Below are 26203 nucleotides of genomic sequence, written 5' to 3'. Positions count from 1 at the left end.
CGGAAGGAGCCGGCCATGTCCTCCCCGGAACCTCGCCACCTGGGCGAGAACGGTGAGATCAGCGCGGTGTCCAGACCGGCCGACACGGAACCGGAACTGGTCTCGCCGTCGGGGGACCGCACCCACTGCCTCGCCACCCACGCCTCCACGGAGGCGAGTTCGGCCTGTACCGGGTGGAGACGGGGCCGGGCGCTCCCGGCCCGAGCACCCACTTCCACCGGACGATCTCGGAGTCCTTCCACGTCCTCTCCGGCGAGTCGAGCCTCTTCGACGGCGAGAACCGGACCACCGGGCGGCCGGGGGACTTCCTGTACGTGCCGCCCGGCGGGCTGCACGCCTTCCGCAACGACTCCGACGAACCGGTGTCGATGCTGATGCTCTTCACGCCGGGCGCGCCGCGCGAGGAGTACTTCGAGAGGGTCGAGGAGATGGCGCGGCGCGGCGGCGAGGAGTTCGCGGAGTTCCTCGTGCGCCACGACAGCTTCTTCACCGACCCCGGGGGAGGACCGCGGAAGGCCTGACTCCCGTCCCGGTCCCCGGGGCGGGCCCGCGTCCCGGGGACCTTTCCGCCCTGCCGGGGGAGCGCTCCCACTTTCCGGGTGCGCGCAGCACGGCTTCTCGTATCGCGTCCACGTCGCGTCCAAGAGGTTTACGCATCAAGCATCTTGACGCGCCGTCAGGGTGCATACATGATCGGCGCGATGCGTACCAAGCCACACGTGCGCCGCGAGTGTGTTCAAACAGTGAAAACAACGACCGTGACATGACCGTGTCCGACGGGAGCCGCCATGGGACAGCTGTTGCACGGAAGACCTGACCGCCGCCGACGGAAGCGAACAGCCGTCGGAACGCTCGGCGCCCTGCTCGCCCTCCTCGCCTCCGGGCTGGTGCCCGCCGCGACGGCCGCCGAACAGACCCGCACCCTGGACGACTTCGACGCCGCGTTCCCCGGACCGATCGGCACCTACGGCAGCAACGCCCGGGACACCCCGACGATCGACCAGGTCGCCGCCGAGGCCCGACCGGGCGCGAACGTCGGCAACCGCGCGATGCGCGTGACGTACGACATCTCCGCCTGGGGCGGCTTCGACCACTCCCTGACCACCGCCGAGGACTGGAGCGCACACGAGGGCCTGTCCTTCTGGGTGAAGGGCACCGGCAGCGGACGGCGGGTCCAGTTCGAGGTCAAGGACGGTGGCCCGAACGCCGGACAGGCCGAGCTGTGGGCCGGGTACTTCACCGACGACACCGACGGCTGGAAGCAGGTCCGCACCCCCTTCGAGGACTTCGTCCGCCGCCCCGACCACCAGCCGGCCGGCGCCCCCTCCGACGGGGTGCTGGAGCTGACGGACATGTGGGGCTACGCCGTCAACCTGCCCACCGCGTCCGGCACCCTGGAGTTCGACCAGGTCGAGCTGTACGGCGTGGGCGGCACCCGCGCCCGGGTCGCCACCGACAAGCCCGTCTACACCGTGGACCACGGCGGCACCGCCACCGTGAAGGTCTCGGTGGGCACCACCGGCGACAAGCCGCTGGCGGAACCGGTCACCGTCACCTACGGCACCGGCGAGGGCACCGCACGGCCGGGGAAGGACTACACCCCCGTCGAGGGAACCCTCACCTTCCCCGCCGGCACCCCCTCGGGAGCGGTGAAGACCTTCACCGTCGCCACCAAGCGCGCCGCCGGGGCCGCCACCGCCAAGACCATCCCCGTCACCCTCTCCGTCGACGGCGCCCGCGCCCCCGACGACCTGCCGACCGTCGTCATCGACGCCCACGGCCTGCCGTACCAGAACCCCCGGCTCCCGGTGGAGAAGCGGGTGAAGGACCTGCTCTCCCGGATGACCCTGGACGAGAAGATCGGCCAGATGACCCAGGCCGAGCGCGCCGCCCTGGCCACCCAGGACGACATCGCCGGCCACGAACTCGGCTCCCTGCTCTCCGGCGGCGGCTCCAACCCGACGCCCAACACCCCCGAGGCCTGGGCCGACATGATCGACGGGTTCCAACTGCGCGCCCGGCAGACCCGCTTGCAGATCCCGCTGATCTACGGCGTCGACGCCGTCCACGGCCACAACAACGTCGTCGGCGCGACGATCTTCCCGCACAACACCGGCCTCGGCGCCGCCCGCGACCCGAAGCTGGTCGAGGACACGGCACACGCCACCGCCACCGAGGTCCGCGCCACCGGCGTCCCCTGGAACTTCAGCCCCTGCCTGTGCGTCAGCCGCGACGAGCGCTGGGGCCGCGCCTACGAGGCGTTCTCCGAGGACCCGGCCCTGGTCACCCGGCTGGCCACCGCCGTCGAGGGCTACCAGGGCGACGCCGACGGAAGCGACCTGAAGGACGCCGACCGGGTGCTGGCCACCGCCAAGCACTACGTCGGCGACGGCGGCACCGAGTACGGCTCGTCCACCACCGGCACCTACACCATCGACCAGGGCGTCACCCGGACGACGGAGGAGGAACTGGAGGCCGTCCACATCGCTCCGTTCGTCGAGGCGGTCGACGAGGGCGTCGGCACCGTGATGCCGTCCTTCTCCAGCGTGGACTTCCTCGGCGACGACGAGGGCCCGGTCAAGATGCACGCCCACGCCGACCTGATCACCGGCGTCCTCAAGAAGGAGCTCGGCTTCGACGGCTTCGTGATCAGCGACTGGCAGGCCATCGACCAGATCCCCGGCGACTACGCCTCCGACGTGCGGACCTCGATCAACGCCGGTCTCGACATGATCATGGTCCCGTACGACTACAAGACCTTCATCTCCACCCTGAGGGAGCAGGTCGACTCCGGCGCGGTCCCGATGTCCCGGATCGACGACGCGGTCGCCCGCATCCTCACCAAGAAGTTCCGGCTCGGCCTCTTCGAGAAGCCCTACGCCGACCGCACCCACCTGGACGACGTCGGCTCCGCGAAGCACCGGAAGCTGGCCCGCGAGGCGGCGGCCGACTCCCAGGTGCTGCTGAGGAACGAGGGCGACCTGCTGCCGCTGAAGGGCGACGAGAAGCTCTACGTCGCCGGGTCCAACGCCGACGACCTGGGCAACCAGGCGGGCGGCTGGACCATCAGCTGGCAGGGCCACTCCGGCGACATCACCGAGGGCACCACCATCCTGGAGGGCATCCGCCGGGTCGCGCCCGACGCCGAGGTCACCTTCAGCGAGGACGCCTCCGCGCCCACCGACGGACACGAGGTCGGCGTCGTCGTGGTCGGCGAGACCCCGTACGCCGAGGGCATCGGCGACGTCGGCAACGGCCACGACCTGCTGCTCTCGGAAGCCGACAGGAAGGCGATCGACACCGTCTGCGGCGCCATGGACTGCGCGGTGCTGATCGTCTCCGGCCGCCCGCAGATCGTCACCGACCAACTCGGCGACATCGACGCCCTGGTGGCCTCCTGGCTTCCGGGCAGCGAGGGCACGGGCGTGGCCGACACCCTGTTCGGCGAGCGTCCCTTCACCGGACGGCTGCCGGTGAGCTGGCCGCGCTCGGCCGAACAGGTGCCGGTCAACGTCGGCGACAAGGAGTACGCCCCGCTGTACCCGTACGGCTGGGGCCTGCGCACCGACAGCGCCCGCGACCGCCTGGACGACGTCCGCGACGACCTGCTGGACCGCCGCCGCGACGGCGCGTCCCGCGCGGCGGCCGTCCACCTGACCCTGGCCCTCAAGCGCTCGTACTTCGGCGCCGACGGCTCGGTGCGGAACGCGGACGCGGTGCTGAAGGCGCTGGGCAGGGCCGCCGCCCTCCTGGAGAAGTCCCGCACGGACACCTACCTCCAGGCGGACGAACTGGCCTCGGTGGCCCGGGACATCGCCCAGGACGCCCTGCTGAAGACCGGCGACCGCGCCCCGGAGCGGGCGGCGGCCCGCACCGCGGACGCCGACCACGCCCTGGCGTCCGGCGAGTACGCCACGGCGATCCGCCACCTCGCGGAGGCCCACCGCCTCACCCGCTGACCCACCCGGGTCACACCCACCCGGTCCGCCGGGCGCCCTCCCCTGACGGGGCGCCCGGCGGACCGTCGCTTTACACGTTCGGCTTCACCTCGGCGCCAACAGTCGAGTGGGCCGGCCACCGGCCGTTCATCTGGATCGACGACGAGATCGGCACCACGGACCACCTCTGGGTCGCCGCCCAGCACCGAGCGCCGGCGCTGCTGCACCGCGTCGACCCGAGCCAGGGCCTCACCGACGACGATTTCGCCGTGCTTGCCGGCCGGCTCCGCACCACCGTGCCGAACCGTGCAACGGGACCAGGCGATTGGAGGATGCGGGCACGCCTCGGCACCCGGCCCGACGGACTCGTACCGCCGCCGTGCCGGGCCGCCGAGTACCCCTGTCGTCCACCGCCTTTGCCGTCGGCGGCCCGGCGTGTGACCACCGCATCGGGAGTTCGATCCGGGCCTGCTGCGGCTGCTGCCGTCGACTGGTAAGGCGGTCCCACGGAGTCGCTGGTGTGCATCCCCGTCCGGTGTCGTTGATGTCAGTCGTGGATGTCGGAGGGAAGGTTCACCGGTACCGGATTGGGCGTTTGGATCCTGCCTGGAGGCAGAGAGAGGAACTGCTCTACAGCCGACGACAGTTGCCGCCCCGCGAAGAAAGGCAGGCGCCGGAGCCAACCGCCCGTGTTGTCGTCCACCTGGTGTGCCGCTATTGAGACGCGATCGTCTTGAGCCAGTCGTCGACGGTGACGACATCCGCCCACTGCGGGAACAGACGCTCGATGAGGACCCGGTGCACCTCTGGGTCGGTGTCCAGACAGGCGTCGGAGAGGACAGTGAGGCCGAAGTCCAGGTCGTTCGCGTGGCACAGGGTGGACAGCACCACAGCGCTGGTGGCGATGCCGGTGAGCACGAGGCTCTCGATACCGCGTGCTCTCAGCACCACGTCGAGATCGCTGCCCGAGAACGCGCTCGCTCGTCTCTTGGTGACCACCACGTCGCCCGGCCGGGGCGCGACCTCGGGGTGGATCTCGGTGCCGGGGGCGCCCTCGACATAGAGGCCGGCCCGTGCGATGGCAGTGAGAGCCCTGTTGCGCGTGCCGACTTCCGGGAAGCCGGGACGTAACGCGATGACCACGTAGATCACGGGGATGCCGGCCGCCCGGGCTCCGTCGATCGCCCTGCGCAGGCGTGGCAGGTATCCGGAGCCGTCGTCGGCGATGTCCACGATGGCCTGTTGGACGTCCATCACGAGAAGGGCGCTGCTCATGTCGTCTCCGGTAATGAAGTCGGTTCGGCGTTGAAACGGGCCGGGTTCTCCGCGCCCTCGGGCAGGTCGGTGGTGCGTCTGTCGAGGCAGGATAAGACGTCGTTTCGGTTGGTGAGGCGGCGATGGCCGATGAGGGCTGCGGCTATGCCGACGAAGGCGAGGAAGTGCTCGGCCATGCGCTCGTGGCGGCGGTGCGGGCGGCGACATCCGGCGAGCCAGGACACGGTTCGCTCGACGACCCAGCGGTGACGACCGAGCCGCTGGGAGGACGCGAGGCCCTTGCGGGCGATGCGGTGGCGGATGCCGCGCCGGCGAAGCCATCGGCGCAGGTGGGCGTAGTCGTAGCCCTGGTCGACGTGCAGCCTGGACGGGCGTCGGCGGCGTGGACCGCGCCGGGAGCGGATGGGTGGGATGTCGCGCACCAGTGGCTTCAGGGCCTGGCTGTCGTGCAGGTTGGCGGCGGAAACCCCAAGGGAGAGGGGCAGTCCGTTCCGGTCGGTGATGAGGTGGATCTTCGATTCGTTCTTGCCGCGGTCGGTCGGATTCGGTCCGGTCAGTGGCCCCCTTGTGCGGCCCACATGCTGACGGAGTCGATCGCGCAACGGGAACGGGCCGTGCGGGAGTCGGGCGAAATTCCGGCGCTCCCGCCGGGGACGGCGTGACAGGCACGCGATCCGCCGGCCGGCCTTGGCCCATGACCGCACCGACGCCCCGCCACGGAGGCTGCGTCGAGTCCGAGCTGCGCCACGTCCTGGAACGCGCATGTGAGGCAGCCGAACCGGACAGCACGGACGCGGTGCTCCTGCGCGGCCACACCAATGCCGTCGTGCGCCTCACCCGCGAGCCCGTCGTCGTGGACGGCCATCCGGTCACCTTCTGGACGTACCTCCCCCGGCCCGACGAGCCGGTGCCCGCACAGCGGATCGCCGGACCGCTGCGTGCCCTGCACCAACTGCCCGCCCCGCCGTTCCGGCTCAGGCCGCTGGACAACGTCTCGGCGATCCGTGCCTCCCTCACGGCGATCACCACGCTGTCGGGGGAATCGCTCCGTTTCCTCTCCCAGCGGGTGGACCGGCTGGAGAAACACCTCGCGGACGTCTCCTGCGAACTGCCTCGGGCCGTCCTCCAGGGAGACCCCAGCACCGCAACGCCCTGTACGACGGCGACCGGACCGTGCTGTGCGACCGGGACACCGTGGCCTGGGGCCGGCCCGAACGGGACCTGACGGCCATCGAGATCCACTGCCGTCGCTTCGGTCACGGCCCCGAGCACTACAGGGGCTTCGCGGAGGCGTACGCCCACGACGTCACGGACTGGTCCGGGCACCCCGTCCTGCGGGACATTCGGGAACCGAGGACGGTCACCACCAACGCCCGCAAAGCCGCCCGCACCCCCGGGGCCGTGGCCGAGGTGGAACGCCGCATCGCAGGGCTGCGGAACTCGGACACCCACCTGGGCTGGAACATACTGTGACGCGGCTTCACCGGTCTCCTCGATCACGGGATTCCGGTCCGATGCCGAAGTCCGTCGCGCTCCGATGAGCTTGGCGTTCGGCCGGCCGTGGGCAACATGCTGTCAGAGGTCGGGGATTCGGCCGGGCAGCCGCGCGGTGTTCCTCCGCGCCGAGCGAGGAGGCGAAAGGACGGTCATGCGTGTAGGGATCACCGGGCACCGCGGGTTGTCCGAGCCGGTCGCCGAGCGGGTGCGCGACATGCTGAACGCGGAGGTGCGGCGGCATCCGGTGAGCGAGCTGGTGGGGGTGTCCTGCCTGGCGGACGGGCCCGACGCCTGGTTCGCCGAGATCGTCCTCGACCACGGCGGACGGCTTGAGGCCGTCCTGCCCGCCGAGGAGTACCGCGGCGACCTGCCCGCGTGGCACCACCCCGCCTACGACGGTCTGCTGCGGCGCGCGGTCGAGACGCACCGCACCGGGCTGGTCGAGTCGGGTTCCCGCGCCCACCAGGCGGGCAGTGAACTCCTCGTCGGCATGGTCGACGTGCTGCTCGCCGTCTGGGACGGCAAACCGGCGCGCGGGTACGGCGGTACGGCCGACGTGGTGGCCCACGCCCGCCGCGTCGGCGTCCCCGTCCGGGTGCTGTGGCCCGACGGCGCCTCCCGGGACTGACGGGGGCGTGGCGCGCGGCCGTCGGCCGGGTACGTCGGCGGCGCGTACCGGCCGCGCCGGGGAACGATCCGCAGCGCCCGGTGGCCGGACCCGCACGGTTTCCTCGTCGTGCACGGCGACGGCCGGTGCGTCAGCACCACTCCGTACCGGTGTGGTCCGCGGCGATGCCCATGTGGACGGTGCCGCTTCCCGGGGGCGTCCAGGCCGAGGTACGCGTCCGTGCCGCCGATCGCCTTGGCGAGACGGCCGGCGCCGCCTCGCCCTGGTCCGCCCTCACCGCGGCGAGCCGGCTCCCCTCCTGCCGCCGGACACCGGCCCGCCCATGGGTCGGGACGCTCGCCGGCCCTCCGGTTCGGGGATGGAGGTCAACGACCGCAGCCCACGCGCTCCGTGGACAGCGCCAGGTCGTCCAGGAGCAGGTCGTAGGAGTCCGGGGTGGGGCCGGCCTGGTAGAGCTGCCAGCCGATGCGGACGGTGTCGAACCGGGGGAAGACGAAGTCGACGGGGTTGCCGCCGTGGCGGGTGGTGGTGACGGTCAGGTCGGGCTTGGGCTTCCCGTCGATCCACACCGAGACGCGGTTGTCGCTCGCGTCCATCTCCCACTCCAGGCAGGTCCACCTGCCGGCCTCGGCCGGGGCGGACGCGCGCCAGTCGGTCCAGTCGCCCGTCGGGCCGCCGTCGGAACCCACGCCCCACAGCGGTGTCCCGCCGCCGACGGTCGGCACGTACTGGCCGCCGATCGGGCGGACCACGCTGCCGTCGCCGCGTCCCGTGGCCTCCACCAGAGTGAAGTGGGCCCAGTCCGGGGCGGTGGGGAAGGCGTCGACCCGCACCCGCATCCGGCCGAAGAAGCCGTTGCCGGGGGCGTCGAAGTCGTCGACCTCCAGGAAGGCGTGTCCGTTGCCTTGAGTGCGCAGCCGCAGCACCTGTCCCGGGCGGTGCTCGCCCCTCCGGGCGTGGTGGCGTTCGACGGCGAGCGTCCCGTGCCGGGTGTCCACGCCCCAGTCGAGGCTGGTGCCCGCCTCGCGCGGCAAGTCCTCGAAGTCCTCGCAGAACAGCAGCGCGTCACCGGGCCGGCAACCGTGGTGCGGGCGGTCGCCGTGGCGGTCGTGCGCGGGCGCGGCGCCGCCCGTGGCGGCCACCGCCGTGACGGCGGCGAGGGCGAGGGCGCCGAGCAGGCGGGACAGGCGGCGGGGGGTGGGGAGGAGCGGACGCATGGAACCTCCAAGGGGAACGGGAACATGAATGGGAGCGCTCCCATAGGCAATCGTCCGCACCCTACGGCAACCCGTCGCGCCCCACCAGGAGTCGCGGACGGGGAAGTGCCCCGGCCCGCGTCACGCCTTCACGCCGACCCGGCCGACCCGGGTGCGCGGGTCGCGGAACCGGCGGGTCCGCATCACGACGTGCGCGGGTTCCCCCGCCGGCAGGTCGAACGGCGGAGTGAGCGCCCGTGGACGGCTCCGGCCGCGCGTACGGACACCGGACGGGTCCCGCCGTCGGGGATCGGCCGCAGGTGGAAACCCCGGGCTCCGGTCGTTCTCCGCCCATGCCGCCGGCGTCGCACCGGGGCCCGTGCGCCGCCCTGCGGAGCGTTCGCCGCTCGGTGGGGCTTCCCCGGGGTCGAGCGGGCTGTGACCATGGGCGAACAGTTTCTGGGAGCGTTCCCATGTTGGAGGAACCGATGACGGAACCACAGCCGACGCGACGCACCGCCCTGACCCTGCTCGGCGCGACCGCCGGCGCCCTCGCCCTCGCTCCGGAGGCCGCCGCGCGCCCGGGGCGGCGGGACGGGGGCCGGACACGGGTCTACCTGGGCGCCTACACCGGCGGCGACACCACCCACGGCATCGGGGTGGCGAGCGCCGACCGGAACACCGGCGCGCTCCGGCTGGAGGCGGTGGTCCCCACCCCGGACCCGTCCTTCCTGGCGCTCTCGCCGACCGGCCGCGTCCTGTACGCCGTCAACGAGACGGTCGAGGGCCGCGTCTCCGCCTTCGCCCTGAACCGGGACGGCACCGTGCGGCGCTCGCTGGGGGAGGCGCCCAGCGGCGGAGCCCACCCCTGCCACCTCGCCGTCCACCCCGGCGGGCGCCACCTGTTCACGGCGAACTACACCTCCGGCACGGTGGCCGTCGTGGCGCTGCGCCCCGACGGCACCCCGGACGGGGTGACCCAGGTGGTGCGGTACACCGGGTCCGGCCCCGACCCCGAGCGGCAGGACGGACCGCACGCCCACATGGTGCTGCCCGACCCCGCCGGGAAGCGGCTGTTCACCGTCGACCTGGGCACCGACACCGTCCACGTCCACCGGTTCGACCCCGAGCGCGGCCTGCTGACGGACGGCACCGAGGCACGGATGCCGCCCGGCTCCGGCCCCCGGCACCTGGCCCTCCACCCGTCCGGGCGCGCCGTCTACGTCCTGGGCGAGCTGGACTCCACCCTCACCGTCTGCGCGTACGACGGCCACCGGGGCGCCCTGACCCCGCTGGCCACCGTGCCGATCCTGCCGGAGGACTCCGATCCGATCCCCAGCACCGCCGCCGAGGTGCTGGTCTCGGCGGACGGCCGGTTCGTGTACGCCTCCAACCGAGGCCACGACACCGTCACCGTCCTCGCCGTCGACGGCCCCGACGGGACCGGCCTGCGGCCCGTCTCCCACCACCCCTGCGGAGGGAGTTCCCCGCGCCACATGGCCCTCGACCCCGCTCGGCGCCTGCTGTACGTGGCCAACCAGAACTCCGGAACGGTCACCGTCCTCCATCGGGACCCGACGAGCGGCGCCCTGTCCCCGGCCGCCGAACCACTGGCCTTCCCCCGGGCGGTGTGCGTGCTGCCCGTCCCGGCCGGCCGCGCCTGAGGAACGGACGCCCGGCCCCGTTTCCCCTTCTTCCCCCGGGTACCCGGGGGAAGAAGGGGGCCGGCGGCGTGCCGCACCACACCCCGGCGGAGCGATCCGGAGGAGACCGGAAGGAGCGGCATCGTGTTCTTCGTCGACACCGTGGCGACACCGGGCCTGGGCAACCACAGCCATCTGGCCGGCGGACGGTCGACGGCGGTGGCGGTGGACCCGCCACGGGACATCGACCGGATGCTCGTCCCGGCGGCCCGCCGAGGGGTGCGGATCGCCCTCGTGGTCGAGACCCACGTCCACAACGACTACGTCACCGGCGGCCCGGAACTGGCCCGGGTGACGGGCGCCGAGTACCTGGTGCCGGCCGACGCCCGGGTGTCGGTCCCCCGCACGCCGGTGGCCGACGGCGACACCGTGGACGTCGACGACGGCCTCGCGCTGCACGCCCTGGCCACCCCCGGCCACACCCCGCACCACACCTCCTACGTGCTCCGGGAGGACGGACGCGCGGTGGCGGTCTTCACCGGCGGCTCCCTGCTGATCGGCACCGTCGGACGTCCCGACCTGGTCGAACCGCGACTGACGCGCGAACTGGCCCTGGCCCAGCACGCCTCCGCCCACCGGCTGGCCGGCGAACTGCCGGACGAGGTGCCCGTCCTGCCCACCCACGGGTTCGGCAGCTTCTGCACCTCCTCCCGGGCCAAGGGCGACGCCACCACCATCGGCGAGGAGCGCGCCGCCAACGACGCGCTGGTGAAGGACGCCGACGCCTTCGTCGCCGACCTGCTCGCCGGCCTGGAGGACATCCCCGCCTACTACGCGTACATGGGGCCGGTCAACGCCACCGGACCGGCGCCGGTGGACCTCACCCCGCCCCGGCGCGCGGACGCCGCGGAGATAGCCGCCCGGCTCGCCGCGGGGGAGTGGGTGGTGGACCTGCGCGGCCGGACGGCGTTCGCCGAGGGACACGTGGGCGGGGCGTTCAACTTCGAGGCCGACGGCAAGCTCGCCACCTACCTGGCCTGGCTGATCCCCTGGGGCAAACCCGTCACGCTGCTCGCCGAGAGCCCCGGACAGCTCGCCGGCGCGCAGCGGGAACTGGCCCGGGTCGGCATCGACCGCCCCGCCGCGGCCGCCATCGGCGGACCCGCCGACTGGCTCCGCGACGGCGAGGCACCGCGCTCCTACCCCCTGGCGTCGTTCGCCGACCTGGCCGAGGCACGCGAGCGCGGCGAGCGCGTGGTGGTGCTGGACGTGCGCCGGGACTCCGAACGCGTCAAGGGCCGGGTCGAGGGTTCGGTCCACATCCCCGTCCACCACCTGCGCGCCCGCACCGACGAGATCCCCGACGGGGTGGTGTGGGTGCACTGCGCCGCCGGGGCGCGCGCGGCGATCGCCGCCTCGCTGCTGGACGCGGCCGGACGCGACGTGGTCGCCGTCGACGACTCCTTCGAGCAGGCCGCCCCGGCCGGGCTGACCGTCGCCCGGCCCTGAGGGCGCCGGCCGAGGGTGTGGCCCCGCCGGCGCCGGGGTACCGCGGGGGTCGACGGCCCCTTCGACGCCCCACGCACGGGAGGACGCGGATGTCCGAGATGACGGCGGTACGGATGGCCGCCTGGCAGGAGCCGCCCCGAGTGACCCGGATCCCGGTCCCCGAGCCCGGCCCCGGAGAGGTTCTGATCAAGGTGGCCGGAGCGGGCGTGTGCCACTCCGACCTGCACGTCATGGACTGGCCCGCCGGCACCCTGCCCTACGACCTGCCCTTCACCCTGGGCCACGAGACCGCGGGACGGGTGCACACCCTGGGCCCGGGAACCCGGAACTCCGGGCTGCGCGAGGGGGACGCCGTGCTGGTCTACGGCCCCTGGGGGTGCGGGGTCTGCCCCGCCTGCGCCCGCGGCGCGGAGAACTACTGCCGGCACGCCGCCGAACTGCGGGCCGCCGGGGGCGGACTGGGCGCGGACGGCGGGATGGCCGAGTACATGGTCGTCCCCTCGCCCCGGCTGCTCACCCCGCTCGGCGATCTGGAACCGCGCACCGCCGCCGCGCTGGCCGATGCCGCGCTCACCCCGTACCACGCCGTCAAACGCTCCCTCCACCGGCTCGTCCCCGGCACCGCGGCCGTGGTGATCGGCATCGGCGGCCTGGGGCACATGGCCGTCCAACTGCTCAAGGCGCTGAGCCCGGCCGACGTCGTCGCCGTCGACACCGCCCCGGACAAGCTCGACCTGGCCGCCGGGGCCGGCGCCGACCACTGCGTGCCCGCCGGCGCGGACGCCGCCGCGCGAATCCGGGACCTCACCGGCGGCCTGGGCGCCACCCTGGTGTTGGACTGCGTCGGCGCCGACGCCACGATGGCCACCGCCGCCGGGGCCGCCGCCGTGGAGTCCGACATCACCGTGGTCGGCCTCGCGGGCGGCACCCTGCCGTTCCGCTACGGCACCCTGCCCTGGGAGGCCGCGGTGACCATCCCCTACTGGGGCACCCGGCCCGAACTCGCCGAGGTCGTCGCCCTCGCCCGGGCGGGCCGGATCCGCCCGCACGTGGAGACCCACCCCCTCGGCGAGGCCGTCGAGGTCTACCGGCGTCTGCGCGAGGGCCTGGTCGCGGGCCGGGCGGTGCTCGTCCCCGAGGACTGACCCGTGCGGGTCGGTCCTCGGAAAGGCCCCGGCCCCATGGGCGGGCCGCCGGCGGGTACCCGGAGCGGAACGATCGACGGACTCGACGCGTTCGACATGCTCGACGCGCTCGACGGAAGCTCGCAGAAGCTCCAGGAAGGAGGCGGTGGCCGTGTCCGACAGGGCGTCCGACAGGACATCCCGCGAACCGTCCGACCCCGGTGACATCGGCCGGCGCGTGGCCCTCCAACGCGAACGGCTCGGCCTCACCCGCGAGGAGGCGGCGTCCCTGGCCGGCATGGCGCCCGGCTACCTGGCGTACCTGGAGGAGCACCCCGCGTCCCCCAGCGGCCCGGCGCTGCTCCGCCTGGCCGCCGCCCTGGAGACCTCCGTCGACTGGCTGCGCGGCGGCGGCACCGGCCGCCCGCCCGGCCGCGGCGTGCCCGCCCACCACCCCGAACTCCGCGAACTCGACCCCGACGAGTGCCGCGCCCACCTCTCCACTCACGGCGTCGGACGGGTCGCGGTGACGACCTCCGAAGGACCCGCCATCGTCCCCCTGAACTACCAGGTCGTCGACGACGAGATCGTCTTCCGGACCGCGCCCGACGCCACGCCCGCGGCGGCCGTGGGGCACGAGGTGGCCTTCGAGGTCGACCACGTGGACGAAGCCTTCCGACGCGGCTGGAGCGTCCTCGTCGTCGGACCCGCCCGGGCCGCCGGCGAGGAGGAGGCCGCCCGCCTGGCCGACCTGACCCCCTACGGCCCGTGGGCGGGCGGCGAGCGCGACCTGTGGGTGATCATCCGGCCCGAACGCATCACCGGCCGCCGCATCCACACCGGCGGCTGACCGGAACGGCCCGACCCGTCGGTGACACCTCCCGCTCGGAAGAGAAATAATGTGCCAAGCGGACAAGGATTCCGACGGGGCGGAGGCGAGGACGGCGATGGCGGCGAAGACGACGGGCGGGGTGGACAAGGGGCGCTATCCGCGGCCGACCGTGTCGCCGGAGGAGGCCGAGTGGGTGTGGCGGACGCTGGCGACCCAGGCCATGGAGGAGGGTGCCAAGCCGGAGACGGTGCGGCTGGCGGTGGTGGTGGGCCTGGCCCGTGCCACCGGCGCCCGCTACGGGGACCTGCTGCGGTGCACCGTGGGGTCGCTGGACCTGGGGGCGGGGTGGGTGGACGTCGAGCACGGCAAGCACCGCGTCGTGCGCCGGCACGGGCTGGACGCGGGCACGGTGCTGGTGCTGCGCCGCTGGATGGACGTCCGGGCCGATCTGTGCGCGGAGTTGGAGGGCTCGCCGCCCGAGGCGCTGCTGCTGACGGTGCACCACACCCATGACAACGGGGTGACGGTCGCGGCCGGGCTGCCCATCACCCGGCAGGGACTGGTGCTGTCCTGGCGCCGCTTCGTGTACCGCACCAACGCCGCCCACGCCGGCCGGCGGCCCCCGCTGCCCACCCGGTTCGAACAGCTCCGCCGCGTCTGGACCGCCGCTCGGGACTGACGCGTCCGCCCTCAGCGCTCCCCGGGCTCCCGCGGGGTGTACCGCACGGGCAGCCGGCGGAGACCGCGCAGCATCCCGGGGCGCCAGACGAGGTCGGCCGGGTCGGCGTCGAGCGCGAGGTCGGGGAAGCGGTCCAGGAGGGTCTCCAGTGCGACGGCGCCCTCCAGGCGGGCGAGCGGCGCGCCCAGGCAATGGTGGATGCCGTGGCCGAAGGCCGAGTGGCCCCGCGCGTCGCGGCGGATGTCGAAGCGGTCGGGGTCGGGGAAGCGGTCGGGGTCGCGGGAGGCCGAGGCCAGGACGACGAGCACGGGCTCCCCGGCCGGGATGGTGGTGCCGCCGATCTCCACGGGCTCGGCGGTGAAACGGTGGGCCGAGGTGACCACCGGGCCGTTGTGGCGCAGGGTCTCCTCGACGGCGCCGTCGAGGAGGGTCGGGTCGGCGCGGAGGGCGTCGAGCTGGTCGGGGTGGGTGAGCAGGGCGTGGACGGCGCTGGAGACGAGGTTGACGGTGGTCTCGTGGCCGGCGACGAGCAGCAGGAACGCCATGCCGAGCAGTTCCTCGGGGGAGAGCCGGTCGGTTCCGAGGGCGGCGGTGGTGGCCAGGGCGCCGAGGAGGTCGTCGCCCGGCTTCCGGCGTTTGTCGTCGACGAGGGCGGTGAGGTAGGCCGTCATGGCCTGTGCGGCGGCGTGGCCGGACTCCGGGTCGGAGGGGTGGACGATCTCGGTGGACCAGCCGTGGAAGGTCGTCCGGTCGGCGGCGGGGACCCCGATGAGTTCGCAGATCACGGCCACCGGCAGCGGCATGGCGAAGGACTCGACCAGGTCGGTGCGGCCCAGGGGCGACACGGCGTCCAGGAGGTCGTCGGCGATGTGCCTGACGCGGGGGCGCAGGGACTCGACGCGGCGGTGGGTGAACTCGCGGGCGACGAGGGCGCGCAGGCGGGTGTGGTCGGGTGGGTCGACCTGGAGCATGTTCCGGCCGATGGCGTGGCCGCCGTCGTCCGTCCAGTCGGACGAGTGGCGTATGTCGTTGCGCAGGCGCGGGTCCGTCAGGGCGGCGCGGACCTCGTCGTGGCCGACGATCAGCCAGACGCTCCTGGAGTCGGTGGTGGGCACGTGGTGGACCGGTCCGCGCTCGCGCAGCAGGGCGTAGAGGGGGTACGGGTCCGTGGCGACGTCCGTGCCGTGCGGGGCCAGGTGCTCGATGGCGGGCATGCTCATGGCGTTCTCCTCCAGGGGGCGGCGCGTCCGGACGCGGGCGCGGGGGGCGTGACGGTGCGTCAAATGGGGATTGGTCCTCGTTTTCGACCCTAGCAGCCAACCGGGGAGTGGTCCACGTTTCCCTGTTAGGGTGCTGTCCATGAGCACGGCCGGACGAGGCGGAACGGAGAGGCCGGCGCCGCTGCGGCGGGACGCGCGGCGCAACAGGGAGCTGCTGCTCGCGGCCGCCCGCGAGGTCTACGCCGAACAGGGCGTCGACGCCCCGCTGGACGAGATCGCCCGTCGGGCCGGAGTCGGCAACGCCACCCTCTACCGGCACTTCCCCACCCGGGGGGCGCTCATCGAGGCGGTCTTCGGCGACTCCCTGACCGAGACCATGCGGTGGGGGGAGGAGGTTCGGCGCGGTGAGGACCCGTGGGAGAGCCTCACCGCCTATCTGGAGCGGGTCTTCGAGGGGCTGGCCGCCGACCGGGGCGCCAACGACCTGATGACGACGGGGGTGGAGGGCGTGCCCTCCCTGGAGGCGCTGCGGGCCCACAACCACGAGACGGTCGGCGTCCTGATCCGCCGCGCCCAGGAGCAGGGCACGGTGAGGCAGGACGTCACCGCCGAGGACCTCCTGTTCGCCCTGGCCGCGCTGGGCCGGGTGGTCCCGGCCTCCGCCGCCGTCGTGCCCGGCGCCTGGCGCCGGTACCTGGCCCTGCTGCTGGACGGCCTGCGCGCGGAGGCGGCCCGTCCGCTGCCCGCGCCGTCGCTCACTTTCGGCGAGCTCGAGGGCGTGCTGCGCGAACTGGGCCCGTTGGGGCCCGGCGGACGGTAGGGGCGGCGGGGGCCGCGGAACGCGCCCGGGTCCGGCCCCCGTGGGGGCCGGACCCGGGGTCGTCGGGCCGGAGGCCCGGTCAGGTGACGATCGGCAGGGTCGTCCGGGCGGTGACGTCCTCCAGGGCGCCCGTCACCGGTTCCCCGGTCTCCTCGTCGAGGACGGCGACGCGCACGGCCGGCCTCGACGCGTTGTCCAGGTTGGCGTGGACGTCCAGGGCGAACAGGACCGAGACCTGCCGGGTGCCCCGGTCCGTCTCGTGGGCCCCGGTGTACCGCAGGAAGCGCCAGCCGTCCTCGTCCCAGTGGTCGCGCAGCCCGGACCGCACGACCGGGGCCGCGGCCTCCCAGGCCAGGGAACGCTCCAGCAGTTCGACCGACGCCTCGACCGGCACCACCGACGGGTCGCCGCCGAGCGGGTGGCCGAAGATCCGCAGCCGCAGGCGGCGCAGGGCCTGCAGCAGGCGGCGGTCGAGGTCGGCGAAGAGGACGGCCGTGACGGCCCCGCACGCGGCGAGGAACGCCACGGCCGCCACCGGGCGCTGCCCGACCGCCTCCCACCACGGGGTGGCGGACACCGCCGAGGCACCGCCGCCGACCACCACCAGTCCGGCCCGTGTGAAGGCGCGCGGGCCGATCGGGGCGTCGTCGCGGGCGGTGCACCCGCAGGAGGAATCCGGCGCCGTCACCTTGCCGTAGACGAGGTAGCCGGTGAACGCGGCGCCGAGGAGGGCCGCCGCCGTTCCCGGCCACACCGCCCCCGGTCCCGCCACGGCCGGGGCCGACAACAGAGCGGCGGCGACGAGGAGTTCCACCGCGCCGACCGCCCGGAGCGCCACCGTGGCCCGTCCGACGCCGTTCGCCAGGCGTTCGAGCGCCGTGCCGGCGACCTGGCGTTCGGGGGAGCGGCCGACGAGCTTGACCGCGCCGCTCCAGGCCAGGAGCGCGCCGAGGGCGAGCGGTGTGAGGTCGCGAAGCAGCGACAGCATCCCTTGTCTCCTCTCGTGTCCGGTGTCCTCAGCGGCCCACGGAGACCCGGGCGATGTCGACCGAGTCGTCCTTGGGTCGCCATGCGCCCAGCACCTGGGCGTCCTGGCCGATGCGCAGTCGGGACAGGTCGGAGCTGAGGGCGGACCCGTGGTAGGAGGCGGCGGTCGTGCCCGCCACGACGCGTCCGACGACGGCGTGGTTGTTGTGGGCGAGTTCGAGCCGGTCCCTGCCGATGCCGCGGATCGTGCAGTGGAGGTTGACGATGTTCACCCACACCGCGTCGGCGGCGATGCTGCCGTCGGGCATCTCCACTCCGCGCGCGTAGAGGCCGTCGCCGGGCTCGATGGCGTCGGCGGTGGTGGGGTGGAGCTTCCAGATGCTGGTGGCGTTGGTGAGCTGGATGCGGTGGAACTCGCCGTGGGAACCGGCCACTTCCAGCATGCTGCCGTTGATCCCGGCGATGCGGCCCTCGGCGAAGGAGGTCTTGGTGATCGCGGGATCCAGGGAGGGGGCGGGGGCGGCGAAGGCGGCGTCGGCGTCCAGGCCGCCGAGGGCGGAGGCGCCGACGATGGTGGCGCCGCCGAGCGCGGCGGCGGACAGGAGGCGTCTGCGGTCGAGCGGCCGGCCGCCGGCGTCGGAGGTCTTCCGGTTCGGGTTCATGGCGTTCCCCCTCACTCGTAGATCCAGACGGGCAGCTTGCCGGAGCTGAGGCTGCCGATGGCGGAGTAGGCGGCGGGCGTCAGGTCGAGGATGCGGTTGGTGCGGCACTGGCCGTTGCAGCAGGCCGACTCGCCGCAGAAGCTCTTGGTGCGGGGGCCGCAGTCGGTGATGGTGATGCAGACGGTCGCGCCGGTGCACTGGTGCTTGACGTTCATCACCGAACCGCAGCCTCTGCGGGGTATGCCGCCCTCGCCGCACAGGTCGGGGCGGGTGATGTCCCAGCAGGCGGCGGAGGCGTTGGGCCAGGCGCCGTGGTTGGCGCTGGAGCGGCAGTTGCCGCAGGCGCCGCCGCCGTAGCTGCCGCAGGGGCCCCACGCGTTGCCGCAGCAGAACCACGTGGCCTCCCCCCGCCAGAGGTAGGTGGATCCACAAGCCATGACGTTGCTCCCTTCGGCGGACGACAGCGTCACGCTGTTGTCCTGCTCATGTCATACACGGGCGATTTTGTCGCGATCATGACAATCATGGATGGACGCGTCCCGCACCGACCGTCGACGCGGCAGGGCGTGACGGCGGGAAGGGAAGTGTCCGGTGGGGCTTCAGTGCATGTGGAGCACCTTCATGATGCACGGTTCTACGCGCGTCGGCCAGATGTCCTCGCCCACCGTCCCGCGCCCGATCCGACGGGTGCGGGTGTGTCCCGAGCACATATCCGGACGTGCGCCGGACCCGGCGGCGGGGGAGGGGCGCAACGCTCTCCGGCCGCCCGGAAGCGGCCCGGAAAACGGCGGGTGAACGCCGTCGAATCGTCCTCGTCCGCCGCCCTCGAACGCGGCCGGCCGCCGGCCGGACGCCGCCGAGGCGGCCCGGGACGGCGGCGGGGCGGCACCGGAGCGCCGCGCCGCCCCGCCGGCGGGGCGGACGTCACCGGGCGACGGCGTCCAGCAGGCCCTGGACGTCGATCTTCTTCATCCCGAGCATGGCCTTCGTGGCCTTCTCCGCCGTCGCCGGGTCGGGGTCGCTCAGCAGCTCGGTCAGCTTCCGGGGGACGATCTGCCAGGACAGGCCGTACTTGTCCTTCAGCCAGCCGCACGGCCCCTCCTCGCCGCCGTCGGTGAGCCTGGCCCACAGCTCGTCCACCTCGGCCTGGTCGGCGCAGTCCACGGAGAGCGAGATGGCCTCGGTGAACGTGAAGTCCGGCCCGCCGTTGATGGCGACGAACTGCTGACCGGCCAGTTCGAAGGTGACGGTCACGACCGTCCCCGGCTCCCCGGGCCCGGCCTCGGTGTAGCGCAGGACATCCGTGATCCGGGAGTCGTCGAAGAGGGAGGTGTAGAAGCGGGCGGCCTCCTCGGCCTGGCCGTCGAACCACAGGTTGGTGGTGATCTTCTGCATGGCGCGCCTCCTGGCGGTCGGGTTCCAAGCGGTTCCGAGGGGTTGACCGGCCGTGCCGCCGAAACTCATCGCTCGGACCGCGCGGTGCGCGGCACGTCGGCACCCTGCCGCCGCCCGTCGCGCTCCGGATGCGTCCGGGTGGTCGGGGGCGGGACCGCGAGTAGGCTGGCCCCATGGCCGGCGCGTCCGTGACGTCGATCTCCTCGACCTCTGTCGGGATCGATGCCGCAAGGCGTTCCCCGGGCCTCGCCGGCGTCTTCCCGCGCGCTCCCGGGCGGTGTCGTGGCCCTGGTCCTCCGGCTCGCCGCCGTGCGCCACGGCCGGAACCGCCCGGCGGCCCGGACCGGCGGCCTTGCTGCGAACCGGCCCTGCTGCGAACCGGCCCCGCTGATGCGCCGCCGCTCCCGTTCCGCCACCCGCCGCGGGGGAAAGTCCCCCTCGCGCGAGGAGTCCTCATGACCGACCCTGCCCACACCGTGCCGGCCGACCTCGACGGCATCCGCTCCGACCTCGAGGACCTCTACAAGGACCTGCACGCGCACCCCGAACTCGGTCTGCGGGAGCACCGTACGGCGAAGAAGGCGTCCGACGCCCTGCGGGACGCCGGCTACGAGGTCGTCGAAGGGATCGGCGGCACCGGCGTGATCGGGATCCTGGCCAATGGCGAGGGTCCGGTCGTCATGGCCCGTGCCGACATGGACGCCCTGCCGGTCCGCGAGCGGACCGGCCTGCCCTACGCCTCCGCGGTCACCGCGACCGACGACAACGGCACCGAGCAGCCGGTGATGCACGCCTGCGGGCACGACATGCACGTGACCTGCCTGATCGGCTGCGCACGGCTGATGGCCCGGGCCAAGGACGCCTGGCGGGGCACCTTCGTGGCGCTCTTCCAGCCCTCGGAGGAGAACGGCGACGGCGCCGGCGCCATGATCGACGACGGTCTGACGGCCAAGTCGCCCCGCCCCGACGTGGTGCTCGCCCAACACGTCCTGCCCTATCCGGCCGGCTACGTCGGCACCCGCTCCGGACCGTTCCTGTCGGCCGCGGACAGCCTGCGCATCACCGTCCACGGCCGGGGTGCGCACGGCTCCATGCCCGAGGCCGCGGTGGACCCCGTGGTGACGGCCGCGATGATCGTCGTGCGTCTGCAGACCATCGTCTCCCGGGAACTGGCCGCCACCACCCCCGCCGTCGTCACCGTGGGCGGCATCCACGCCGGCACCGGCCCCAACGTCATCCCCGACAGCGCCGTCATCCAGCTCAACGTCCGCACCTACGACGACGCCTCGCGCACCCACGTCCTGCGGGCGATCGAGCGGATCGTCAGGGCCGAGTGCGAGGCGTCCCGGTCGCCGAAGGCACCCGAGATCGAGAGGACCGTCACCTTCCCGCCCACGGTCAACGACGAGGCCCCGACCCGGCGCGTCGCCGAGGCGTTCGCCGCCCACTTCGGCGACGACGCGCACACCATCGACCTGCAGACCGCCAGCGAGGACATGAGCGAGATCCCCAAGGCGTTCGGCGCGCCGTTCACCTACTGGGGCATCGGCGGCACCGACCCCGACCTGTACGCCCGAGCGGCCGAGAACGGCACCATCGCCCGGGACGTCCCGGTCAACCACAGCCCCGCCTTCGCCCCGGTCGTCCAGCCCACCCTGGACACCGGCGTCAGCGCCCTGACCGTCGCGGCCCTGGCCTGGCTCGGCACGTGACGGCGGACCCGCGCCGGCCCGCCTCTCACGGTTTCACGGGCCCGCGCGCGGGCCGCGACCGCGCGTTCAGTCGGCGGGAGCGCCGAACCACCGGGGCAGCAGGTCGAGCAGATCCTGCCGGTCCTCACCGACCCAGACCACGTGGCCGTCCGGCCGCAGCAGCACGGCGGGCACGTCCGGTTCCTCGCCGGCGTCGACGACGTGGGCGACCCGGTCCTCCCAGCCCGCCACCGACAGCCGGCCGGTCCGGTCGAGCAGCAGCCCGCGGCCGTCGCGCATCAGCTCGTAGAGGCGGCCCTCCTTCAGCCTCACGTCCCGCATCCGCCGGCCGAGCAGCTCGTGCCCCTCGCCGACGTCGTAGCGGATCCCGATCGCGGTGATCTTCTCGATCAGGTGCCGGTTGACCTCCTCGAAGTCCATCAGTTCCGCCAGCAGCCGGCGCACCGCCCGCGGGCCCGGCTCGGTGGACATCAGCTCCATCTGCGCGCGGGTGTTGTCCAGCACGTCGGCGGCCACCGGGTGGCGTTCGGCGTGGTAGCTGTCCAGCAGTCCCTCCGGCGCCCAGCCGCGCACCTCGGCGGCCAGTTTCCAGCCGAGGTTGAACGCGTCCTGGATGCCGAGGTTGAGGCCCTGCCCGCCGACCGGCGGGTGGATGTGCGCCGCGTCGCCGGCCAGCAGCACCCGGCCGACCCGGTAGCGCTCGGCCTGCCGGGTGGCGTCGCCGAACCGGGACAGCCAGCGCGGCGAGTGCACGCCGAAGTCGGTGCCCGCGATCGCCCGCAACTGCCGCTTGAACTCCTCGAGGGTGGGCGGGACGGCGCGGTCCTCGGCCACCCCTTCGGCGGGCACGACGACGCGGTGCAACCCGTTCCCGAGGGGCCCGACGCCGAACCGCTTCTGGGTCTCGCGGACGTCCGCGACGATGGCGGCGACCGTCTCCGGGTCCTCGGCCACCTCCATCTCGCCCAGCAGCGTCTCGACGCGGGTGGGCTCGCCGGGGAAGCCGACGCCGAGCAGCTTGCGGACCGTGCTGCGGCCACCGTCGCAGCCGACGAGGTAGCGCGAGCGCAGCCGCGTGCCTCCCCCACCGGCCGGCTCGGCGGTCACCCCGTGCTCGTCCTGGCTCAGCCCGACCAGTGCGCAGCCGCGCCGGATCTCGGCGCCGAGCTCGGTGGCGCGCTCGGCCAGCAGGCGATCGGTGACCGGCTGCGGGATGCCGAGGACGTAGGGGTGCGCGGTGTCCAGCCGGTCGGGGGAGGGCTTGTCGATGCCGGCGAAGAAACCGCCGACCGGGTACTGCCGGCCGTGCGCGAGGAACCGGTCCAGCAGACCGCGCTGGTCCATCACCTCGATGCTGCGCACGTGCAGGCCGAGCGCGCGGACCACCCCGGTCGGCTCCGTCTCCTTCTCCAGCACGAGCACGCGCACGCCGTGCAGCCGCAGCTCGCAGGCCAGCATCAGGCCGGTCGGTCCGGCGCCGACGATGATCACGTCGATCATGAAACCCCCCACTCGAGAGATCGATTCCCGGCCGGCCGCCCCGCGCGGTCCGGTGCGCGCACGTCCGCACACCGCGCCGAGTGTCCGCGACCACACCGCGAGTCCCGCCGTCGGTTCGACGTCCCCGCGTGTCCCCTATGCCGACAACAGCACACGTACGTCGCGAATCTTCCATTTCCGCAGGTTCCGGCCGTGGGCGACGATTCTGCGGCACGACCCGGGTCTTGCCGCAAGCCCCCCGGTGCGCTATAGGTTGAAAGTGGCGAGGAGTGCGCAGCCGCCTTTTCGGCGTCGCGGGGGACCACGGTCGGGCTTTCGACCAGGGTGAAGAAGCCCCGCGGTGCGGCCGCCGTCACCCGACCCCGGTCACCGAGGCCGGCGGGACCCGGAACCGATGCGCCCCGGTGACCCCGTCGAGGACCCGTCCGAGGGCGACGACCGATCGCCGCTCCCGTTGCCGCCGTGGACCCGACCGGCTGCCCGGACCGCTCGCCCGGCTCGGCGACCGGGAGCGCCACCCCCGTGCGCGACCGCGGGCCTTCGTGCCGCGGCTCCGTCGCCTGCCGTCCGGTGGGGGCCTCGGGCGGCGGGTCCCCGGTGATCGGCGACGATCGGCAGGGAGGACGAGGCCGCCTGAGTGGGCGTCAACGCTCCCTTCGGGAGCCCCGGAGTGAACGCCCCGCCGCCGGGCGGGCACCACGAGGCCGCGCCGACGACGAGGGGGAGGGGGACATCGTGGCGCGGCCGTACCGTGCGCATGCCCGGGATTTCGCGGACCACACCTCGCCGATGCCGGGAAATCCGAACCCGACGCCTCCTCCCCGTGGAGAGGCGCTCTCACCTCCTCGACCGGGCGCCTTGCCGGGGTCCTTGCCGGGTTTCTTCACCGGCGCCGTCACCGGTCGCCGCGCTCCGCAGCGCGTCGAGCAGTTCCCGCAGCGCGGGTTGGGCCGGCGCGGTCTCCCGCACCGCCGCGTGGATGGTCCGCACCGGTTCGGGTCCGCGCACCCTGCGCACGACGACACCGGAGTGGCGACTCCCCAGACCCATCCGCGGGATCAGCGCCACCCCCAGGCCCGCGGCGACGAAGCCCTGCGCCGAGGCGTAGTCCTCGCTGTCGACCGCGAAGTCGGGGGTGAAGCCCGCCGCGGCGCAGGCGTCGAGCACCACGTCGCGGCAGGGTCCCGGCCACTCGCCGATCACCCACGGCTCGTCGGCCAGATCGACCAGGTCGAGCACCCGCTTGGCGGCGAGCCGGTGCCCGCGGGGGAGGACGGCGCGGTAGGGGTCGTCGAGCAGGTGCGTGAGACGGATGCCCTCGGGAAGCGGGTCGCGCGGACGGACCACGACGGCCAGATCGGCGCGCCCCTCCCGTACCTGGAGCAGCGGATCCTCGGGATCGGCCGGTCCGAGGTCGACCCGGACGTTCGGGTACGCGCGACGGAGCCGGGCCAGCGCGGGCGCCACCAGGCCGGCGCCGGCCGTGGCGAAGTAACGGACCGCCAACCGCCCCGTGCGGCCCGCCCGCAGATCGGCCAGCGCCGTCTCCGCCTCGGCGACCTGCCGACCGATGACGGCCGCGTGCTCGGTGAGCAGCAGTCCGGCCGCCGTCGGCCGCACCCCCCGGCCGACCCGTTCGAGCAGCGGCGTCCCGGCCTGCTTCTCCAGCGCCGCCACCTGCTGGCTGACGGCGGACGGTGTGTACCCCAGGTTCGCCGCCGCCGCGGTCACCGATCCGCTGGTGACCACCGCGCGCAGGATCTGCATGCGCCGCACGTCGAGCATGCAGGGAAGCTTAACGGTTCCTCAAGAATCTTTCGCTTGTTCTGACAGGTCGTCCGGGAGACCGTGGAGGCCCATGGACGAGCGGGAGGCGGACGTGAACGGTGGCGGGCGTGCGACGACGGTACGGATGGGCCTCCTCGCCCTGCTGTGGGGGTCGACCTTCCTGTGGATCGAGGTGGCCCTCGGCAGCGGTCTGTCCCCCTCCGGCATCGCCTTCGTCCGCTGCCTGCTGGGCGCCGGGGTCCTGTACGTCCTGAGCCGCTCGGTCGGACAGCGCCTGCCGCGCGACCTCGTGACCTGGGGCCGGCTCACCGTGGCCGCCCTCTTCTGCAACGCCCTGCCGTTCCTGCTGTTCGGCATCGGCCAGCAGACGGTCGACTCCGGTGTGGCCGGCGTGCTGAACGCCACCACTCCCCTGTGGTCCCTGCTGATCGGCCTGGCCATCGGCACCGAACGCGGCCTTCACCCGGTCCGCCTCGGCGGTCTCCTGCTCGGGTTCGCCGGCACCGTGCTGATCTTCGCCCCCTGGGGGCGGGACGGGCTGGTGAGCCGGGGTGCCCTGGCCCTCCTCGCCGCCGCGGCGAGCTACGCCGTCGCCTTCGCCTACATGGGACGCAAGCTCACCGTGGGAGGCACCGCACCCCTGGCCGTCTCCGCCGCCCAACTCCTCGCCGCGGCGGGGCTGAGCGTGCCGCTCCTGTTCGTCGACGGTCCGGTGCGGGCGCGCCCGGACGCGACGGCCCTGCTCGCCGTCGTCGTCCTGGGGGTCTTCTGCACCGGGATCACCTTCCACCTCAACCACCGGCTCATCGCGGACGAGGGCGCCACCGGCGCGGCCACCGTCGGATACCTGCTGCCGGTCGTGTCGGTGGCCCTGGGCGCGGCGGTGCTGGGGGAGGAGATCGGCCCGCGGGTCGTCGCCGGGATGGTGGTCGTCCTCGCCGGGGTCGCCATGACGCGCCGGCGCGGGCGTCCGCGTCCGACCGCCGGGAGGGCGGGGGCACCGGCCGCCCCGGAGGGCCGCCGGGAGCGACCGGACGCGGTCTCCCGTGCCCGGTCCGGCTCGTGACGGCCGCTCATCGGCCGGCCCGTCCCCTCGGCTCGTTCCCTCCGGTCCGGCCGGGGCGATGTCGGCGCGGCCGGCGGGACACTCCTATCCTTTCCACGGGCAGGTGGAGACGAGGGGGCGGACGCGACCGGTGCCGCCCCGTCAGGCGGACGGCCCGGACGGCGGTACGAGGTCCGGGCCCCTCGGCGACGTACGGAGTGTGTTCATGGCCCTGTGGGACCGCCTCAAGGCATCGGCCCGGACGGTGCAGACCGAGCTGGAGGCGAGGAGGAGCGACCTCAAGGACGGCGCCTTCCGGGACGCGAGCATGGCGATGTGCGCGCTGGTCGCCACGGCGGACGGCACGGTCGACCCCGCCGAGCGGCGCCGCGTCGCCTACCTGATCGAGCACAACGAGATCCTGGGGAACTTCCCCGCCGACGAGCTGCGCCGCCGCTTCGAGGAGTGGCTGGACCGGCTCGCCGCCGACCCCGAGGGCGGGAAGGAGAGCGCCCTGCGGGAGATCGCCAAGGTCAGGAGGAGGCCGGTCGAGTCCAGGGCCGTCGTCCAGGTCGGCATCGTCGTCGGCGGCTCGGACGGCCACTTCGACCTCACCGAACGGGCCGTGGTCGCCGAGGCGTGCCACGTGCTCGACCTGCCGCCCCACGAGTTCGACCTCTGAACCGCCGGCCGTGCGGGAGTCCTTCCGCACGGCCGGCGGCGCGGGTCCTTCGCATGGCCCACCGCGCCGTT

At 73.8% G+C, this 26203-nt stretch carries 21 protein-coding genes and 3 pseudogenes; 14 read left to right on the top strand and 10 right to left on the bottom strand.

The genetic code is table 11. The annotated features are described in order from the left end of the window. Positions 1-15 precede the first annotated feature (15 nt). Both ABD335_RS08710 and ABD335_RS08705 read left to right on the top strand, forming a co-directional pair. Positions 16-521 (top strand): annotated as a pseudogene (locus ABD335_RS08710) (cupin domain-containing protein). Between the two features lie 267 nt (positions 522-788). Next, the gene (locus ABD335_RS08705; protein WP_344321546.1) at positions 789-3959 is read left to right on the top strand and encodes a glycoside hydrolase family 3 N-terminal domain-containing protein; all 3171 of its coding nucleotides are present in this window, start codon (positions 789-791) and stop codon (positions 3957-3959) included. Between the two features lie 693 nt (positions 3960-4652). Here the strand turns inward: ABD335_RS08705 and ABD335_RS08700 are convergent. Together ABD335_RS08700 and ABD335_RS08695 are read right to left on the bottom strand one after the other, a co-directional pair. Beyond that, on the bottom strand, positions 4653-5213 hold the full coding sequence (locus ABD335_RS08700) for a cysteine hydrolase family protein (protein ID WP_344321545.1): 561 nt from the start codon (positions 5211-5213) through the stop codon (positions 4653-4655). Positions 5214-5320: 107 nt separating this feature from the next. Further along, positions 5321-5820 (bottom strand): annotated as a pseudogene (locus ABD335_RS08695) (IS5 family transposase); the annotation flags it as partial. 87 nt (positions 5821-5907) lie between these two features. Between ABD335_RS08695 and ABD335_RS08690 the strand changes: the two are divergent. The 3 genes from ABD335_RS08690 to ABD335_RS08680 all read left to right on the top strand — a co-directional run bounded on the left by ABD335_RS08690 (position 5908) and on the right by ABD335_RS08680 (position 7338). Further along, the gene (locus tag ABD335_RS08690) at positions 5908-6438 is read left to right on the top strand and encodes a hypothetical protein (protein WP_344322146.1); all 531 of its coding nucleotides are present in this window, start codon (positions 5908-5910) and stop codon (positions 6436-6438) included. Further along, on the top strand, positions 6408-6686 hold the full coding sequence (locus tag ABD335_RS08685; RefSeq protein ID WP_344321544.1) for a hypothetical protein: 279 nt from the start codon (positions 6408-6410) through the stop codon (positions 6684-6686). The genes ABD335_RS08690 and ABD335_RS08685 overlap by 31 nt, the downstream gene beginning before the upstream one ends. 175 nt (positions 6687-6861) lie before the next feature. After that, positions 6862-7338, top strand: a complete 477-nt coding sequence (locus ABD335_RS08680; RefSeq protein WP_344321543.1) for a hypothetical protein — start codon at positions 6862-6864, stop codon at positions 7336-7338. Between the two features lie 365 nt (positions 7339-7703). Here the strand turns inward: ABD335_RS08680 and ABD335_RS08675 are convergent, their stop codons facing one another. Continuing rightward, positions 7704-8555: a hypothetical protein gene (locus tag ABD335_RS08675; RefSeq protein WP_344321542.1), complete on the bottom strand. Its 852-nt coding sequence runs from the start codon at positions 8553-8555 to the stop codon at positions 7704-7706. 467 nt (positions 8556-9022) lie between these two features. Between ABD335_RS08675 and ABD335_RS08670 the strand changes: the two genes are divergently transcribed. The 5 genes and pseudogenes from ABD335_RS08670 to ABD335_RS08650 all read left to right on the top strand — a co-directional run bounded on the left by ABD335_RS08670 (position 9023) and on the right by ABD335_RS08650 (position 14321). Beyond that, positions 9023-10198, top strand: coding sequence for a lactonase family protein (locus ABD335_RS08670; RefSeq protein ID WP_344321541.1), 1176 nt, complete (start codon positions 9023-9025; stop codon positions 10196-10198). 123 nt (positions 10199-10321) lie between these two features. Further along, positions 10322-11686, top strand: coding sequence for a rhodanese-like domain-containing protein (locus tag ABD335_RS08665; protein WP_344321540.1), 1365 nt, complete (start codon positions 10322-10324; stop codon positions 11684-11686). A 98-nt stretch (positions 11687-11784) separates the two neighbouring features. Next, on the top strand, positions 11785-12831 hold the full coding sequence (locus ABD335_RS08660; RefSeq protein WP_344322100.1) for an NAD(P)-dependent alcohol dehydrogenase: 1047 nt from the start codon (positions 11785-11787) through the stop codon (positions 12829-12831). Positions 12832-13018: 187 nt separating this feature from the next. Further along, a pseudogene (locus tag ABD335_RS08655) lies at positions 13019-13660 on the top strand (helix-turn-helix domain-containing protein); the annotation flags it as partial. 97 nt (positions 13661-13757) lie between these two features. Beyond that, on the top strand, positions 13758-14321 hold the full coding sequence (locus tag ABD335_RS08650; RefSeq protein WP_344321538.1) for a tyrosine-type recombinase/integrase: 564 nt from the start codon (positions 13758-13760) through the stop codon (positions 14319-14321). 11 nt (positions 14322-14332) lie between these two features. Here the strand turns inward: ABD335_RS08650 and ABD335_RS08645 are convergent, their stop codons facing one another. Beyond that, positions 14333-15541, bottom strand: a complete 1209-nt coding sequence (locus tag ABD335_RS08645) for a cytochrome P450 family protein (RefSeq protein WP_344321537.1) — start codon at positions 15539-15541, stop codon at positions 14333-14335. A 139-nt stretch (positions 15542-15680) separates the two neighbouring features. Between ABD335_RS08645 and ABD335_RS08640 the strand changes: the two genes are divergently transcribed. Then, entirely contained in the window at positions 15681-16361 is a 681-nt protein-coding gene (locus ABD335_RS08640; RefSeq protein ID WP_344321536.1) for a TetR/AcrR family transcriptional regulator, read from the top strand. Positions 16362-16440: 79 nt separating this feature from the next. Here ABD335_RS08640 and ABD335_RS08635 read toward each other — a convergent pair whose 3' ends face one another. The 4 genes from ABD335_RS08635 to ABD335_RS08620 form a co-directional block, all read right to left on the bottom strand. Further along, a complete protein-coding gene (locus ABD335_RS08635; protein ID WP_344321535.1) occupies positions 16441-17349 on the bottom strand; it encodes a MauE/DoxX family redox-associated membrane protein in 909 nt (302 codons plus the stop codon). A gap of 28 nt (positions 17350-17377) precedes the next feature. Then, entirely contained in the window at positions 17378-18010 is a 633-nt protein-coding gene (locus ABD335_RS08630; RefSeq protein ID WP_344321534.1) for a cell wall protein, read from the bottom strand. Between the two features lie 11 nt (positions 18011-18021). Beyond that, positions 18022-18447: an RlpA-like double-psi beta-barrel domain-containing protein gene (locus ABD335_RS08625; protein ID WP_344321533.1), complete on the bottom strand. Its 426-nt coding sequence runs from the start codon at positions 18445-18447 to the stop codon at positions 18022-18024. Between the two features lie 487 nt (positions 18448-18934). Continuing rightward, entirely contained in the window at positions 18935-19405 is a 471-nt protein-coding gene (locus tag ABD335_RS08620) for a VOC family protein (protein ID WP_344321532.1), read from the bottom strand. A gap of 455 nt (positions 19406-19860) precedes the next feature. Here ABD335_RS08620 and ABD335_RS08615 point away from each other — a divergent pair, with 455 nt between their 5' ends. Next, on the top strand, positions 19861-21117 hold the full coding sequence (locus ABD335_RS08615) for a M20 family metallopeptidase (protein WP_344321531.1): 1257 nt from the start codon (positions 19861-19863) through the stop codon (positions 21115-21117). Positions 21118-21183: 66 nt separating this feature from the next. On the opposite strand, the gene rox is transcribed toward ABD335_RS08615, so the two are convergent. Then, positions 21184-22617 carry a rifampin monooxygenase gene (gene rox / locus ABD335_RS08610; RefSeq protein WP_344321530.1) on the bottom strand — a complete coding sequence of 478 codons (1434 nt, stop codon included), beginning with the start codon at positions 22615-22617 and terminating at the stop codon, positions 21184-21186. Between the two features lie 837 nt (positions 22618-23454). Then, positions 23455-24402 (bottom strand): LysR family transcriptional regulator, encoded by a 948-nt coding sequence (locus tag ABD335_RS08605; RefSeq protein WP_344321529.1) that lies wholly within the window; start codon positions 24400-24402, stop codon positions 23455-23457. A 73-nt stretch (positions 24403-24475) separates the two neighbouring features. Between ABD335_RS08605 and ABD335_RS08600 the strand changes: the two genes are divergently transcribed. Together ABD335_RS08600 and ABD335_RS08595 are read left to right on the top strand one after the other, a co-directional pair. Beyond that, positions 24476-25471 carry a DMT family transporter gene (locus ABD335_RS08600; protein WP_344321528.1) on the top strand — a complete coding sequence of 332 codons (996 nt, stop codon included), beginning with the start codon at positions 24476-24478 and terminating at the stop codon, positions 25469-25471. A 205-nt stretch (positions 25472-25676) separates the two neighbouring features. Then, the gene (locus tag ABD335_RS08595; RefSeq protein ID WP_344321527.1) at positions 25677-26132 is read left to right on the top strand and encodes a tellurite resistance TerB family protein; all 456 of its coding nucleotides are present in this window, start codon (positions 25677-25679) and stop codon (positions 26130-26132) included. The last annotated feature ends 71 nt before the right edge of the window (positions 26133-26203 follow it).

The organism is Streptomyces macrosporus (genome assembly GCF_039533145.1).
GTDB classification, from domain to species: domain Bacteria; phylum Actinomycetota; class Actinomycetes; order Streptomycetales; family Streptomycetaceae; genus Streptomyces; species Streptomyces macrosporus.
This window is presented reverse-complemented; position numbering and strand designations above follow the sequence as displayed.